11 protein-coding genes are annotated in these 15,917 nt (G+C 68.0%); 10 read left to right on the top strand and 1 reads right to left on the bottom strand.

Annotated features, from left to right (window positions below):
- The 5 genes from ACLARN_RS21665 to ACLARN_RS21645 are packed head-to-tail and all read left to right on the top strand — an operon-like array spanning position 1 to position 6,953.
- A complete protein-coding gene (locus ACLARN_RS21665; RefSeq protein ID WP_409493261.1) occupies positions 1 to 1,452 on the top strand; it encodes a sodium:solute symporter in 1,452 nt (483 codons plus the stop codon).
- Between the two features lie 28 nt (positions 1,453 to 1,480).
- A complete protein-coding gene (gene speB / locus ACLARN_RS21660; RefSeq protein ID WP_409493260.1) occupies positions 1,481 to 2,434 on the top strand; it encodes an agmatinase in 954 nt (317 codons plus the stop codon).
- Positions 2,431 to 4,086 (top strand): thiamine pyrophosphate-binding protein, encoded by a 1,656-nt coding sequence (locus tag ACLARN_RS21655; RefSeq protein ID WP_409493259.1) that lies wholly within the window; start codon positions 2,431 to 2,433, stop codon positions 4,084 to 4,086. The genes speB and ACLARN_RS21655 overlap by 4 nt, the downstream gene beginning before the upstream one ends.
- A complete protein-coding gene (locus ACLARN_RS21650; RefSeq protein WP_409493258.1) occupies positions 4,083 to 5,489 on the top strand; it encodes an aminobutyraldehyde dehydrogenase in 1,407 nt (468 codons plus the stop codon). The genes ACLARN_RS21655 and ACLARN_RS21650 overlap by 4 nt, the downstream gene beginning before the upstream one ends.
- A gap of 21 nt (positions 5,490 to 5,510) precedes the next feature.
- Complete coding sequence (locus tag ACLARN_RS21645) at positions 5,511 to 6,953, top strand: purine-cytosine permease family protein (protein ID WP_409493257.1); 1,443 nt, start codon at positions 5,511 to 5,513, stop codon at positions 6,951 to 6,953.
- A 151-nt stretch (positions 6,954 to 7,104) separates the two neighbouring features.
- Here the strand turns inward: ACLARN_RS21645 and dxs are convergent, their stop codons facing one another.
- Complete coding sequence (dxs, locus tag ACLARN_RS21640) at positions 7,105 to 9,009, bottom strand: 1-deoxy-D-xylulose-5-phosphate synthase (protein WP_409493256.1); 1,905 nt, start codon at positions 9,007 to 9,009, stop codon at positions 7,105 to 7,107.
- Positions 9,010 to 9,228: 219 nt separating this feature from the next.
- On the opposite strand from dxs, the gene ACLARN_RS21635 reads away from it, so the two are divergent.
- From ACLARN_RS21635 to ACLARN_RS21615, 5 genes are all read left to right on the top strand, one after another.
- Positions 9,229 to 10,713 (top strand): aldehyde dehydrogenase family protein, encoded by a 1,485-nt coding sequence (locus tag ACLARN_RS21635; protein ID WP_409493255.1) that lies wholly within the window; start codon positions 9,229 to 9,231, stop codon positions 10,711 to 10,713.
- Between the two features lie 15 nt (positions 10,714 to 10,728).
- On the top strand, positions 10,729 to 12,240 hold the full coding sequence (locus tag ACLARN_RS21630; protein WP_409493254.1) for an APC family permease: 1,512 nt from the start codon (positions 10,729 to 10,731) through the stop codon (positions 12,238 to 12,240).
- Positions 12,237 to 13,790 carry a GMC family oxidoreductase gene (locus ACLARN_RS21625; protein WP_409493253.1) on the top strand — a complete coding sequence of 518 codons (1,554 nt, stop codon included), beginning with the start codon at positions 12,237 to 12,239 and terminating at the stop codon, positions 13,788 to 13,790. The genes ACLARN_RS21630 and ACLARN_RS21625 overlap by 4 nt, the downstream gene beginning before the upstream one ends.
- A gap of 319 nt (positions 13,791 to 14,109) precedes the next feature.
- On the top strand, positions 14,110 to 15,369 hold the full coding sequence (locus ACLARN_RS21620) for a DUF222 domain-containing protein (protein WP_409493252.1): 1,260 nt from the start codon (positions 14,110 to 14,112) through the stop codon (positions 15,367 to 15,369).
- A gap of 345 nt (positions 15,370 to 15,714) precedes the next feature.
- A complete protein-coding gene (locus tag ACLARN_RS21615; RefSeq protein WP_409493251.1) occupies positions 15,715 to 15,861 on the top strand; it encodes a hypothetical protein in 147 nt (48 codons plus the stop codon).
- The last annotated feature ends 56 nt before the right edge of the window (positions 15,862 to 15,917 follow it).

The following is a 15,917-nucleotide window of genomic DNA, read 5'->3' as shown; positions in this document are numbered from 1 at the left end:
GTGGCCGGTGACTACGCGGTGATCGCGCTCTACATAGCGGGCATGATCGGCGTCGGCTGGTTCGGGCTGCGGCTCGCCAAGACCAAGTCCGACTACCTGGTCGCGGGCCGCCGCCTCGGCTGGTTCATGTACTCGGGCACGATGTCCGCGGTCGTCCTCGGCGGCGCTTCGACGGTCGGCGGGGTGAAGCTCGGCTACACCTACGGCATCTCCGGCGCCTGGCTCGTGATCGCGATCGGCGTCGGCATCCTGGTCCTGCACACGCTGTTCGCGCGGCGGCTGGTGAGGCTGCGCGTCTACACCGTCGGCGAGATGCTCGACCTGCGCTACGGCGGCTCCACCAGCGCCTTCTCCGGCGTCGTCATGTGGGCCTACACGCTGATGCTGACCGTCACCTCGACACTGGCGTTCGCCACCATCTTCAAGGTCCTCTTCAACGTCCCGAGCTGGGCCGGGATCGCCATCGGCGGTTCGATCGTGGTGCTCTACTCGGTGCTCGGCGGCATGTGGTCGATCACGCTGACCGACATCGTCCAGTTCGTCGTCAAGACCATCGGCATCCTGTTCATCCTGCTGCCGGTCTCGATCGTCTCGGCCGGCGGTTTCGACGGGATGGCCGCGCGGCTGGACGAGAGCTACTTCGAACTCACCGCCATCGGCGGCGACACGATCTTGACCTACTTCCTCATCTACAGCTTCGGGCTGCTGATCGGACAGGACATCTGGCAGCGCGTGTTCACCGCCCGCACCCCGGGCATCGCGACCGGCGGTGGCGTCATCTCCGGCGTCTACTGCCTGATCTACGGCCTCGCCGGCGCGCTGATCGGCACCGCGGCCAAGACGCTCTACCCGACGCTGGCCGGCGCGCAGGACGCGTTCGCCACCATCGTCGAGGAGCAACTGCCCGCCGGGATCCGCGGCCTGGTGCTCGCCGCGGCGCTGTCGGCGATGATGTCGACCGCGAGCGGCGCGCTCATCGCGTGTTCGACGGTGAGCACCTCGGACCTGCTTTCCAAGCTGGGCCTCAAGAAGGCCGTCAACGAGGTCACAAGGAACCGCGTCACCACCCTGGTCCTCGGCATCGCCGCGATCGGTATCGCCATGGTCGTGGACGACGTGGTCAACGCGCTGACCATCGCCTACGACATCCTCGTCGGCGGCCTGCTGGTCGCGATCATCGGCGGGCTGGCCTGGAAGCGCGGCACCCGCCAGGGCGCGCTCGCGTCCATGGTCGTCGGCACCGTCGTGGTCGTCACGTTCATGTTCGTCGACGGCGTCGAGGCCAACAGCCCGATCTACTGGGGCCTCGGCTCCAGCCTGGCGGTGTACCTGCTGGTCAGCTTCCTCACCCCGCGGACGTCGGACGAGATCCTCACCGTGTGGACCCGCCGCCTGAACGGCAGCGCGGTCGCCGAAGAAGAAGCGGCGAAACTCGCCGCTTCGAAGTCCTGAAACCCTTACACCCCAAGAAGGAGACACAGTGCCTGAGCAGAGCCCGATCGGCCCCGTCGACTCGTCCAAGGTGCCCCGGTTCGCCGGTTTCGCGACCTTCGCGAGGCTGCCGCGGATCGATCAGGTCGAGCACGCGGACGTCGCCGTCGTCGGAGTGCCGTTCGACGCCGGGGTGTCCTACCGCCCCGGCGCGCGGTTCGGCCCCGCCGCGCTCCGTGAGGCCAGCAGGCTCCTTCGCCCGTACCACCCGGAACTCGACGTCTCCCCGTTCGCCGAGACGCAGGTGGTCGACGCCGGTGACATCGCGCTCAACCCGTTCAACATCGGGGAGGCGATCGAGGCCCTGCAAGACGAGGCCGAGTCGCTGACCGCGGGCGGGACGCGGCTGGTGACCATCGGCGGCGACCACACGATCGCGCTGCCGCTGCTGCGGGCGGCGGCGAAGAAGCACGGACCGGTGGCGCTGCTGCACTTCGACGCTCACCTCGACACCTGGGACACCTACTTCGGCGAGCCGTACACCCACGGCACCCCGTTCCGGCGGGCGTCCGAGGAAGGCCTCCTCGACACCGAAGCGCTGTCCCACGTCGGCACGCGCGGCCCGCTGTACGGCAAGCGGGACCTGGAAGAGGACCGCCGTCTCGGATTCGGCATCGTCACCTCCGGCGACGTCATGCGCCGCGGGGTCGCCGAGACCGTCGACGCGCTGCGCCAGCGCATCGGCGGCCGCCCGCTCTACATCTCGGTCGACATCGACGTGCTCGACCCCGCGCACGCGCCGGGCACCGGCACCCCCGAGGCGGGTGGCATGACCAGTCGCGAACTGCTGGAAATCCTGCGTGGCCTGCGGGACTGCAACCTCATCGGCGCGGATGTCGTCGAGCTGGCCCCGGCTTACGATCATGCCGAGATCACCGCCATCGCGGCTTCCCACGTCGCCTACGACCTGGTGAGCCTGCTCAGCTTGGGGAAGGGCGAATGACCAACGCAGAACGGATAGGCGGCGACGTAGTCGTCGAAACCCTCCGCGCGCTCGGCGCCGACACCGTGTTCGGCCTGCCCGGCCAGCACGCGCTCGGCCTGTTCGAAGCGCTGCGACGCAGCCCCGAACTCCGCGTGATCAGCTCGCGGGTGGAGAACAATCTGGCGTTCGCGGCCGACGGGCACGCCCGCGCCCGGCTCGCGGCGGACCCCGAAGGCCCGGTCCCGGTGACGCCGATGATCGTGTCGACCGGACCCGGCGCGTTGCTGACTTTGGCTTCGTTGCAGGAATCCCGGGCCGCGTCGGTGCCGGTGCTCGGCATCTCCAGCCAGATCCCGGTCGCCGGGCTCGGCGGCGGGCGGCACGGATACCTGCACGAACTGCCCGACCAGCAGGCCAGTTTCCGCGACGTGGTGAAGTCCGTGCACGTGGTGCGGACCGTCAGCCAGATCCCGACGGCGTTGCGCGAGGCCTGGGAATCCGCGTCGACCGCGCCGTATGGCCCGGTGTGGGTCGAAATCCCGCAGGACATCCTGCTGGCGCGGACCGATCTGCCGCGGATCACCTCGGTGACGGCTCGGCCCGCGCCGCTCGCACCCTTGCCGGAACTCATCACCGAGGCCGCGAATCTCCTTGGTGCGGCGAAGAAGCCGGTGATCCTCGCCGGTGGCGGCGCACTGCGCTCGGGCGCGCGGGCGGAACTGAAGGCGCTCGCGGAGGCCTTGCGTGCCCCGGTGCTGTCGACGTTCGGCGGCAAGGGCGTCTTCGGCTGGGACCACGAACTTTCCGGGCAGTCCTGGCTCGAGGACTGGCACAGCACCGAGATCCTTTCGGACGCGGATGTGCTGCTGGTGCTGGGTTCCGGGCTCGGCGAACTGTCCAGCAACTACCGCGAGTTCGCCCCGCGCGGCCGGATGATCCAGGTCGAGGCCGAGCTCGGGAAATTGGAGTCGAACTACCCGGCGCTGGGCATCCACTCCGACGTCCGGCTCGCCCTGCAAGAACTTCTGGAGCAGGTACCGTTCCGGCAGCCGGACGGCGTTGCCGAAGCGGCGGTCTCGGACCTGCTGGCCAAGGTGCGCGAACGGCTCGACGGCCAGCCACTCGAAGCCGAGCGCAAGCTGATCGACGACATCCGCGCGGCGGTACCCGAAGGCACACAGACGTTCTGGGACATGACGATCGCGGCCTACTGGGCCTGGTCCGCGTGGAACCCCGATGGCGCGCCGATCCACACCGCGCAGGGCGCGGGCGGGCTCGGCTACGGTCTGCCCGGCGCGCTCGGCGGCGCGGCCGCCACCGGCGGCCCGGTGCTCGCGGTGTCCGGCGACGGCGGCGCGATGTACGGCATCGCGGAACTGGCCACCGCGGTCCAGCACGAACTGGACGTCACGTGGCTCGTGATCGACGACGGCGGTTACGGCATCCTGCGCGAATACCTGACCGGTGCCTTCGGGCAGTCCACCGCGACCGAACTCGCGCGACCCGATTTCGCCGCGCTGGCACGCTCTTTCGGCGTCCCGGCCACCGTGTCCTCTTTGGACACCGTGGGGAAGGATCTCGCCGATGCGCTGGGCACGCCCGGCCCGTCGGTGGTAGTCGTCCCCGCTCTGCTGAAGATGTTCGAGCCGACCCACCTGGAGAAGAAATGACTCAGGTCCTGAACTTCATCGACGGCGCCGAGGTATCGGCGGCGGGCTCGCGGACGCTCGACCTGGTGGACCCCGCCACCGGCGACGTCTTCGGCACCAGTGTCCTGTCCGAAGAGTCCGATGTGGACGCCGCGCTGGTGGCAGCCGAACGGGCGTTCAAGGTGTGGCGCAAGAGCACGCCCGCCCAGCGTCAGCTCGCGCTGCTGAAGATCGCCGACGCCATCGAGGCCCGCGCGGAGGAGTTCGCCGAGCTCGAAATCCGCGAGACCGGCAAGATCCGGTCCGTCGTGCTGGACGAGGAGATCCCGGAGTGTGTCAGCGCGCTGCGGTTCTTCGCGGGCGCGGCACGGCAACTCGAGGGCACCGCGTCGGGGGAATACCTGCCGGGGCACACTTCCGCGATCCGCCGCGAACCGGTCGGCGTCTGCGCGCAGATCGCGCCCTGGAACTACCCGCTGATGATGGGCGTCTGGAAGATCGCCCCGGCGCTGGCCGCCGGGAACACCCTCGTGCTGAAGCCCGCGGAGACCACGCCGTCGACGGCAGTGCTGCTGGCGAAGGTCGCGGCGGAGTTCCTGCCGCAGGGCGCCTTCAACGTGCTGTGCGGCGACCGCGACACCGGCCGCGCGCTGGTGAAGCACCCGATCACCGAGATGGTGTCGATCACCGGGTCGACCCGCGCGGGCATCGACGTCGCCACCGTCGCGGCGGCCGACCTCAAGCGCACGCACCTGGAACTCGGCGGGAACGCGCCGCTGCTCGTGTTCGGTGACGTGAACCTCGCCGAGGCGGCGGAAGGCATCGTCGGCGCGGCGTTCTACAACGCCGGACAGGACTGCACCGCGGGCAGCCGGGTGCTGGTGGACGCGGCGATCCACGACGAGTTCGTCGCGGAGCTGACCAAGGCCGCCGCGGCGCAGGCACCGGGACGGGACTTCGGCCCGCTCAACAGCGAGGCGCAGTTCGGCCGGGTGCGTGGCCTCGTCGACCGGCTGCCGTCGCACGCCCGGGTGGAGACCGGCGGCGCCCCCGCCGGTGACCGCGGGTTCTTCTTCTCCCCCACCGTGATCTCGGGTCTGAAGCAGGACGACGAGATCGTGCGGGAGGAGATCTTCGGCCCGGTCATCACCGTTCAGTCCTTTGTGGACGAAGACGAGGCGGTGCGCCTTGCCAACGGCGTTCCCTACGGGCTGGCGTCGTCGATCTGGACCAACGACCTTCCACGTGCGACCCGCGTCTCGGGCGAGCTCGACTTCGGCTGCGTCTGGGTCAACACCCACGGGCCGCTGGTCTCGGAAATGCCCCATGGCGGCTTCGGGCACTCGGGCCACGGCAAGGACCTCTCGTCGTACTCCTTCGCCGAGTACACCCGCGTCAAGCACGTCATGACCCGCTTCGCCTGAAGCTGTACCCGGAGGTCCCCCATGGGTGAGAAGATCACCGAAGTCGAGCAGCACGGCATCGCGCCGATCCCGCCGGAGGAACAGACGTCGCGGCCCCGCGACCTGTTCCGGATGGCGTTCGGTGGCGCGAACACCTTCGCCACCATCATCCTCGGGACGCTCCCGATCGCCTTCGGCCTGAGCTTCTGGGCGGCGGTGGCGGCCACCGCCACGGGCGTCGTGGTCGGCGCGCTGGTGCTCTCACCGATGTCGCTGTTCGGCCCGCTCACCCGGACCAACAACGCCGTCTCCTCCGGCGCGCACTTCGGCGTCGTCGGCCGTTGTGTCGGCTCCTTCCTCTCCCTGCTGACGGCGATCACCTTCTTCGCCATTTCGGTCTGGGTGAGCGGCGACGCCGTCGCCGGTGCGGCACAACGGCTTTTCGGCTTCGACGGCGGTGAGGTGCTCCGCGGCGTCGCGTACGGCGTCATCGCGATCGCCACGCTGGTGGTGTGCATCTACGGCTACCGGTTCATGCTGCTGGTGAACCGGGTCGCCGTCACCCTGGGCACGGCGATCATGCTGCTCGGGATCGTGGCCTACGGCGGCACGTTCGACCCCGGATTCGCCGGCACCGGCGCCTACGCCCTCGGGGAGTTCTGGCCGACCTGGATCCTGGCCGCGCTCACCACGATGGCGAACCCGATCTCGTTCGGCGCGTTCCTCGGCGACTGGACGCGGTACATCCCCGCGCGCCACAGCCGCCGTTCCCTGCTGGCGGCGCCGTTCCTGGCGCAGGTGGCGACGTTGCTGCCGTTCGGGTTCGGCATCGCCACCGCGACACTGGTCGCGGATCCGGCCGACTACATCACCGGCCTGACCGCGATCTCCCCGCTCTGGTACGCGATCCCGCTGATCGTGGTCGCCCTGATCGGCGGGCTGTCCACCGGCACGACGTCGCTCTACGGGACCGGCCTGGACTTCAGTTCGATCTTCGTGAAACTGAGCCGGGTACAGGCGACGCTGCTGATTGGCTCGCTCAGTGTCGTGTTCATCTTCGTCGGCAACTTCGTGCTGGACATGGTCTCCAGCATCAACGCCTTCGCCACGCTGATCGTGCTGTGCACGTCGCCGTGGATGGTGATCATGATGATCGGGTTCGTGCTGCGGCGCGGGTTCTACGACCCGGACGACCTCCAGGTGTTCAACCAGGGCCGCAAGGGCGGGCGCTACTGGTTCACCCGCGGCGTGAACTGGCGCGCGATGGCCGCGTGGATCCCGGCGACGACGCTGGGCCTGCTGACCGCCAACACCCCGATGATCGCCGGGCCGTTCAAGGACATCGCGGGCGGCGTCGACATCAGCATGGTGGTGACGCTGTGCACGGCGGCGATCGCGTATCCGGTGCTGGTCAAGCTCTTCCCTGAACCGCCGGAGGTCTACTCGTACACGGAGCCCGTCACGGAACCCGCTGTCGCGGTTTAGGCGAACCGGCGCCGGGCCCGGACCGCCTTCATGGTGACGTCGGCGATCACCTTCGGGTGGGAGCCGCGCGCGGCCTGGTCGAAGAACGCCGAACGACGGAACGGCCCGTTACTTGCAAATTTTGCAAGTAACGGGCCGTTCATAGCGCTTGTCAGCGGTGCGTGTCCTCCGGCGCCGGAGTCCGGCTCGCCAGGTTCGCGGACCACTCGGTGACCCGCCGCGCGACGTCCTGCGCGGTGAGCCCGACGCGGGCCAGCACCTCCTCGCGCGACCCGTGGTCGTGGAACACCTGCGGCACAGCGAGGTCGCGCAGCGGCACGTCGCATTCGGCGTCGCGGAACAGCGCGGCCAGCGCGGAACCGAAACCACCGTGACGGCCACTGTCCTCGACGCTCACGACGAGCTTGTGCTGCTCCGCCAGCGCCACCAGTTCGGCGGGCGCCGGGACGACCCAGCGCGGGTCCACCACGGTCACGCCGATGCCCTGGTCCGCCAGCCGGTCCGCGGCGGCGAGCCCGAGCATCGCGAACGCGCCCACCGCGACGAGCAGCACGTCGGCGTCACCGGACGGCTTGCGCAGCACGTCCACCACGCCGACCCGTTCGACAGCCGGAACCGAGTCGATCACGCCGCCCTTGGAGAACCGCAGCGTCGTCGGCCCGTCCTCGACCGCGACGGCTTCGCGCAGTTCTTCGCGCAGCGTGCCGGCGTCGCGCGGCGCGGCGACCCGCATGCCCGGCACCATGCCCAGCAGCGACAGGTCCCACATGCCGTGGTGACTCGGCCCGTCCGGCCCGGTGATACCGGCGCGGTCCAGCACCAGCGTCACCGGCTGGCGGTGCAGTGCGACGTCCATCAGGACCTGATCGAACGCCCGGTTCAGGAAGGTCGAGTAGACGGCGACGACAGGGTGCTTACCGCCCATCGCGAGACCGGCGGCCGAAGTCACCGCGTGCTGCTCGGCGATGCCGACGTCGTACCAGCGATCCGGGTACGCCTCGGCGAACTTGTGCAGTCCGGTCGAGCGCAGCATGGCCGCGGTGATCGCGACGACGTCCTCGCGGTCGGCGCCGATCTTGACCAGTTCGTCGGCGAAGACACCGGTCCAGCTCGGCCCCTTGACCGGCGGCAGGCCGGTCTCCGGGTCGATCGGATCGGTCTGGTGCATCTGGTCGGCCTGGTTGGTCACCGCGGGCTCGTAGCCGTGGCCCTTTTCGGTGACCACGTGCACGATGACCGCGCCGCCGAAGTCGCGGGCGCTCTGGAACGCCTTCTCCAGCGCGCCGAGGTCGTGCCCGTCGACCGGCCCGAGGTATTTGAGGCCGAGGTCGGAGAACATCATCTGCGGGCTCAGCGCGTCCTTGAGCCCCGCCTTCGCCGCGTGCAGCGCCGCGTAGATCGGCTTGCCGACGAAGGGCGTGTGCCGCAGAAGTTCCTTGCCACGGTCCAGAACACGCTCGTAGCCCGGCTTCAACCGCAGCGACGCCAAGTGGTCGGCGACGCCGCCGATGGTCGGCGAGTACGAGCGGCCGTTGTCGTTGATGACGATGACGACCGGGCGGCGCGGGTTCGCGGCGATGTTGTTGAGCGCTTCCCAGCACATACCGCCGGTCAGCGCGCCGTCGCCGACGACGGCGATCGCGTGCCTGCCGCCACCGCCGAGTTCGAACGCCTTCGCCAGACCGTCCACATAGGACAACGCCGTCGACGCGTGGCTGTTCTCGACGAGGTCGTGCTCGCTCTCGGCGCGCGCCGGGTAGCCGGTGAGGCCGCCGAGCTGGCGCAGCTTGCCGAAGCCGTCGTGGCGTCCGGTGACGATCTTGTGCACGTAGGCCTGATGACCCACGTCCCATACGATGGCATCGCTCGGCGAGTCGAAGACCCGGTGCAGGGCCATCGTCAGCTCGACGACCCCCAGGTTCGGGCCGAGGTGACCACCGGCGAGCCGCACCTTCTCGACCAGGAAGTCGCGGATCTCCGCGGCCAGCTCGCCGAGCTGCTCCTGGTCCATCCGCTTCAAGTCGGCCGGTCCGTGCACGGACTCGAGCAACGTCACTCTCCCACCTCGCCTGGTTCCTCATTCCGCCGTTCCGGCCAGTCTACGGAGGGCACCTGAGAGTCTTCCGTCCACCGCGTCACGGGTCACATGTCAGAAAATCACCACACGGCACCCGACGGTGTGAACATGGTCTCTTTTGCCAAGTAGCGGTCACGTCGGGTGGCCGCGATAATCGCTGATCGACGGTTGAGCAGGAGCCGGTTTCGGAGGGGCTTGATGGCGGACTTTTTCATCGGTGGCGAGTGGGTCGACGCGATCGGCGGTGGTCGCAGGGAGATCCGCTGCCCCGCGGACGGGTCGCTGGTCGCGGAGGTCGCCGAAGGCACTCGTGAGGACACCGAAGCGGCCATCGCCGCCGCTCGGAAGGCCTTCGACACCGGGCCCTGGCCGAACACCCCGGCTCCCCAACGCGGTGACCTGCTGCTGAAGGTCGCCGACCTGCTCGACCGCGACGCCGAGGCCTTCGCCCGCGCCGAGTCGCTCGACACCGGGAAACGGCTGGTCGAGAGCAAGTACGACATGGCCGACATCGCCGCGTGCCTGCGCTACTTCGGCAAACTCGCCGCCAACGACGCCGGCCGCGTGGTCGACACCGGCAACCCGGACGCGTTCAGCCGGATCGTGCACGAGCCGGTCGGCGTCTGCGGGCTGATCACGCCGTGGAACTACCCGCTCCTCCAGACGATCTGGAAGGTCGCCCCCGCCCTCGCGGCGGGCAACACCTTCGTCCTCAAACCCAGCGAACTGACCCCGCACACCTGCATCATGCTGATGAGGCTGCTGACGGAGGCCGGGCTGCCCGGCGGTGTCGCGAACCTGGTGCTCGGGGCGGGCGCGCAGGCCGGGGCTCCTCTTTCGGAGCATCCGGATGTCGATCTCGTCTCGTTCACCGGCGGGCTCGCGACCGGGAAGATCATCGCCGCGTCCGCCGCCGCCACCGTCAAGAAGGTCGCGCTGGAACTGGGTGGCAAGAACCCGAACGTCGTCTTCGCCGACTCGGACTTCGACACCGCCGTCGACTACGCGCTGACCGCGGTGTTCCTGCACTCCGGACAGGTCTGCTCGGCGGGCGCGCGGCTGATCGTCCAGGAGGAGTGGCACGAGGAGTTCGTCGACGAACTCGTCCGCCGGGCCGAACTGATCCGACTGGGTGGACCTTTCGACCCGAAGGCTGAAACCGGTCCGCTGATCTCGGCCGCCCATTTGGAAAAGATCGAACGCTACGTCGCCGCGGCTCTCGAAGAGGGCGCCGTCCTGCGCACCGGCGGCAAACGCCCCGACGATCGTGAGCTGGCGAAGGGGCACTACTACCTGCCGACCATCCTCGACAACGTGAAGCAGGGCAGCAGCGCCGTCGTCGACGAATCGTTCGGCCCGGTGCTCACCGTCGAGACCTTCACCGACGAGGACGACGCCGTCCGCATCGCCAACGACACGCATTACGGCCTCGCCGGCGCGGTGTTCACCTCCGACGCCTCGCGCGCGCAGCGGGTCGCGAACCGGCTGCGGCACGGCACGATCTGGATCAACGACTTCCACCCGTACCTGCCGCAGGCGGAATGGGGCGGCTACAAGCAATCCGGTTTCGGGCGCGAGCTCGGCCCGACGGGGCTGGCCGAGTACGTGGAGGCGAAGCACATCTACCAGAACCTCCGGCCCGAACCACAGCGCTGGTTCTCAGGGGAGCCGGCGTCCAACTAAAGACGGGAAGTGCCGATGAGTAATCCTTCCGACGACGGCCTCGCCGGTTTCGGCTACAAACAGGAACTCGAAAGAACGCTCGGCAATTTCCACACCTTCGCCGCCGGGATCAGCTACATCTCGATCCTGACCGGGACCTTCCAGCTGTTCTACTTCGGCTTCAGCTTCGGCGGGCCCGCCTATTGGTGGTCATGGCCGATGGTGTTCGTCGGGCAGCTGATGGTGGCGTTGTCGTTCGCCGAGCTGGCCGCGCACTATCCGGTCGCCGGATCGATCTACAACTGGTCGAAACGGCTCGGCAGCCCGCATGTCGCCTGGATGGCCGGGTGGATGATGCTGACCGCGTCGATCGTCAGCATCGCCGCGGTCGCGCTGGCGTATCAGATCACGCTCCCCCAGATCTCGTCGTTCTTCTCGTTCTCCGGCGACAGCGCGGTGAACGCGGTCATCCTCGGCACCATCCTGATCCTGTTCACCACGCTGGTGAACGCGTGGGGCGTCAAGCTGATGGCCCGGATCAACAGCGCCGGCGTGTTCATCGAACTGGTCGCCGCGGTCCTGCTGATCATCGCGCTCGCGGTGAACATCACCCGCGGCCCCGACGTCGTGATGCAGACCAACAACACCGGCGCCGACCAGCCCTGGGGCTATTTCGGGGCCTTCCTGGTCGCCTCGCTCGCGTCGACCTATGTCATGTACGGCTTCGACACGGCCAGTTCGCTCGGTGAGGAATCGCACGACCCGCGCAAGAACGCGCCCAAGGCGATCCTGCGCGCGCTGATCGCGTCGTTCATCATCGGCGGGCTGATCCTGATCCTGGCGCTGATGGCCGTCGGCGACATCAACAACCCGGAGATCGCCACGGGCGGACTCCAGTTCATCGTCCTCGATGTCCTCGGCAGCACGATCGGCACGATCTTCCTGCTGGCCGTCGTCATCGCCATCACGGTCTGCAACCTGGCCGTGCAGTCGGCGTCGATCCGGATGATGTTCGCGATGGGCCGGGACAACAACCTGCCCGCCGGGAAGCACCTGGCACGGGTGTCGCCGAAGACGAAGACGCCGGTGATTCCTGCGATCGTCTCCGGTGTCATCGCGGTGCTGATCCTGGTGGTCAACGTCGGCCAGCCGCAGATCTTCACGGTGATCACCAGCATCGGCATCATCATGATCTACCTGGCGTACCTGCTGGTCACCATCCCGATGCTGGTCAAGCGTTTCCGCGGCCAGTGGCCGCCGCCCAAGGCCGAGGGCACCAAGTACTTCTCGCTCGGCAAACTGGGCCTGCCGGTCAACATCATCGGTGTGCTCTGGGGCGGCGCGATCGTGGTGAACCTGGCGTGGCCGCGGCGCGAGGTCTACAACGCGACCGAGCCCTACCACTGGTACCTCGAATGGGGGGCCGTGCTGTTCGTCGGGGCGGTGGCGATCATCGGTTTCGCGTATTACTGGTTCGTCCTGCGGCACAAGAGCGGCATCCTCGCCGATCACGCCGCGGAAGCACATCCCGAGGAGGCAGCACAGTGACCGGAGAGTTCGACTACATCGTCGTCGGCGGCGGGACGGCGGGTTCGGTGGTCGCGGCGAGACTCTCGGAGGACCCGGACGTCACCGTGGCGCTCCTGGAAGCCGGACCGTCCGATGTGGACGACCCGGCGGTACTGGAACTGACGAAGTGGATGGGGCTGCTCGAATCCGGGTACGACTGGGACTACCTGGTCGAACCGCAGGAGTCCGGCAACTCCTTCCTGCGCCACGCCCGCGCGCGAGTGCTCGGCGGTTGCTCGTCGCACAACTCGTGCATCGCGTTCTGGGCGCCGGCGGAAGACCTCGACGAATGGTCGTCACTCGGCCTGCCCGGTTGGTCGGCCAAGGACATTTTCCCGCTGTACAAACGTCTTGAGACCAACGACGGCCCCGGCGACCACCACGGCCGCTCGGGTCCGGTGACCATCCGCTCGGTGCCGCCGAACGACCCGACCGGCGTCGCGCTGCTGCAAGCCTGCGAGCAGGCGGGCATCCCCCGGACGGAGTTCAACTCCGGCAAGACCGTGACACACGGCGCGAACTGGTTCCAGATCAACGCACGCGAGGACGGCACGCGATCGTCGGCGTCGGTCTCCTATCTGCACCCGATCATCGGGAAGCGGCCGAACCTGGAGATCATCACCGGTGCCCGCGTCCGCCGCCTGCTGTTCGACGGCAAACGCTGCACCGGCGCGGAATACCTGGCCGACGACCTGATCCACGGTGTTTCTTTGCGGGCGCGGCGCGAGGTCATCCTGTCCTCCGGCGCCATCGACACCCCGAAACTCCTGATGCTGTCGGGCATCGGCCCCGCCGCGCATTTGCGGGAGGTCGGCGTGGAGGTCTTGGTGGACTCCCCCGGCGTCGGCGAGAACCTTCAGGATCACCCGGAAGGCGTCATCCAGTGGGACGCGCTCCAGCCGATGGTGACGGAATCCACGCAATGGTGGGAAATCGGCATCTTCACCACCACCGAAGAAGGCCTCGACCGACCGGACCTGATGTTCCACTATGGCTCCGTGCCGTTCGACATGAACACCCTGCGACAGGGCTACCCGACGACCGAGAACGGTTTCTGCCTGACGCCGAACGTCACACGATCCCGTTCGACCGGCACCGTGCGGTTGCGCAGCCGTGACTACCGGGACAAGCCGAAGGTGGACCCACGGTACTTCAGCGATCCGCACGACATGCGCGTGATGACCTACGGCATCAAACTGGCACGCAAGATCGCCGAACAACCCGCCCTCGACGAATGGGCAGGCAAGGAACTGGCGCCCGGCAAGGACGTCAAGACCGACGACGAGATCGCCGAATACCTGCGCAAGACGCACAACACCGTCTATCACCCCTCGTGCACCGCGAAAATGGGCGGAGACGGGGACCCGTCGGCCGTACTGGACGCGCGGCTGCGGGTGCGCGGGGTCGAGGGCCTGCGGGTCGCCGATGGTTCGGCGATGCCGTTCCTGGTCGCGGTGAACCCGTGCATCACGACGATGGCGATCGGTGAACGATGCGCGGACATGCTGAAGGAGGATGCGCGCTCCTGACTTTCGCCCTGCCCTTCGCAAGTAGTCGACTACTTGCGAAGGGCAGGCGGTGGTTTCGCGTGACTGGACGAACGACGCGCGTGTCTAGCCGGACGACGCGCCGCGGAATCCGATCGCAGGCGTGTCGTCCCTCCAGTCACGCACGTCACGACGATGGAGATCGGCGAAACCTTCGCAAGTAGTCGACTACTTGCGAAGGGCAGTCGCACCGGGTCACAACACCTGGCGCACCAATTCACCCTTCAGTGGTAAACGCGCAAATACCATTGTTGCTTAAAATTACGAACATTTGTTCGGCAGATTCCGGTATTGTGAAGGGGTGTCCGAGACCTTCCTTCCTGAACTGCCGCAAGATTTGTGGCGCGCCGGCAAGCTGGAGCTTGCCCATGGCGTGACGCATCTGTTGCAGGTGATGAGGGTGGCCTCCGCCGGTCTGGGAAAGTATTTGGCGGAGATCGAGTCTCGTGGCGCGGACGACCTTTTCGGCTATGGCAACGCGAAGCTGTGGTTCGCGGACGTCGCGAGGATTTCCCGGGGAGACGCGGGAAAATTCGTGGACCGGGCGATGGCGTTGAACCCCACCTCAGGAGTGGGTGGCGCCGAGGTTCCGGCATTCGCGCCCGCGACCGGTACCGCGGCCGCCGAAGGGGCGATCGGGGAGCAGCACATCGACCTGATCCTGGAAATACTCCGGAAGATCCCGTCCGATGTACCACGAGAGAAAGTCGAGGGTGCGGACAAGATCCTCGCCACTCTGGCCCGTGACAGCGGTCCCAAGGAAATCATCGACGCCGGTGCCGACCTGCTCGCGCATCTGGACCCCGACGGGAACGAACCGAAAGACCCCGAACCCGCCCAGCCCCGCCGGGAGATGTTCATCGAGCGCCGCAAGGACGGGTTCTGGAAGTTCTCCGGCCTGCTCGACCCGGAGACCGGTGCCCGCACCGCCGCCGTCCTCGACGCCCACGCTGCCCGGCGCCCGGTCGACGAGTTCGGCCAGGCCGACCGCAGGACCTTGCCGCAACGCCGAGGCGACGCCTGGGCCGACCTGGTGGACCTCGCGATCGCCTGCCCCGACCAGCCCGGCACATCCGGCTACCGGACGATGGTGCACGTCACCATCGGCCTCGACGCGTTGAGATCCGGGGTCGGGAAAGCCTGCCTGGACTTCGTCGGCGAGATCACCGCCCGCGACGCCCGGATGATGGCCTGCGACTGCCTCATGATCCCCGCCGTGCTCAGCGCCGCCGGTGAACCCCTGGATGTCGGACGGCTCAAACGATTCGTCACCCCCGGACAGCGGCGGGCGTTGAACATCCGGGACCGGGGATGCGCGTTCCCCGGCTGTCACCGGGCCCCGAAACACTGCCACGCCCACCACATTCATCACTGGGCAGACGGCGGGCTGACCGATCTCCGGAATCTGGTCCTGCTGTGCGGTTTCCACCACCGGCTGATCCACCACGACGACTGGCAAGTCCGGATGGCGGGAGACGGGCTACCTGAATTCATTCCGCCGCAGTATCTGGACCCGCTACGAAGTCCCCGGCGCAACATCCTCCACCGCGCCCCCGCCTGACCCCGCACCACCCGAGGAGCCCGCCAGCCACACCGGCGACGGGCTCCTCAGGCTGCCCGCGTCCAGGCCGCTTCGGTCACGGGGTCGTGAGTGGCGATTCGTGTTCTATTGAGGGGTAAGGCAAAGGTGTCGTGTCCGGGTCTCTGCTGTGAAGGTCTTCTTCGCCAGCGTCAAGGCAGGGAGTCTTTCACTGTCCACAGGGGACACTTCCCGGCGACTGAATCTTCCCCGCTCGGCTTGTGCCGGGTGCGGTCTCCCTGGCGACGCCACTCACGACCACGGCAGGAGCCTCAGCCCCGAATATGTGATGCGCGCCAAGTCGACCCGGACCTGCGGGGCAGCGGCTTGGGCAAGGAAATGCGGCAGGCGGTGCTGCATCTCGCTTTCGACGGGTTCGGAGCCCGTGAAGCAGGCAGCGATGCCTTCTTCGACAATCACGCCTCGAATCGCGTCTCCCAAGCTCTGGGTTACGTGCCGAACGGCGGAGGCTGACCCGCGAGCAGTGGGCCACGCGGCGGCGCGACGACGTCGAACTCGTCGCCGTTCAA

Source organism: Amycolatopsis sp. cmx-11-12 (genome assembly GCF_046269425.1).
Lineage (GTDB): Bacteria > Actinomycetota > Actinomycetes > Mycobacteriales > Pseudonocardiaceae > Amycolatopsis.
The sequence above is the reverse complement of the archived record's forward strand: the minus strand, read 5'-3'. Positions and strand labels throughout refer to the sequence as shown.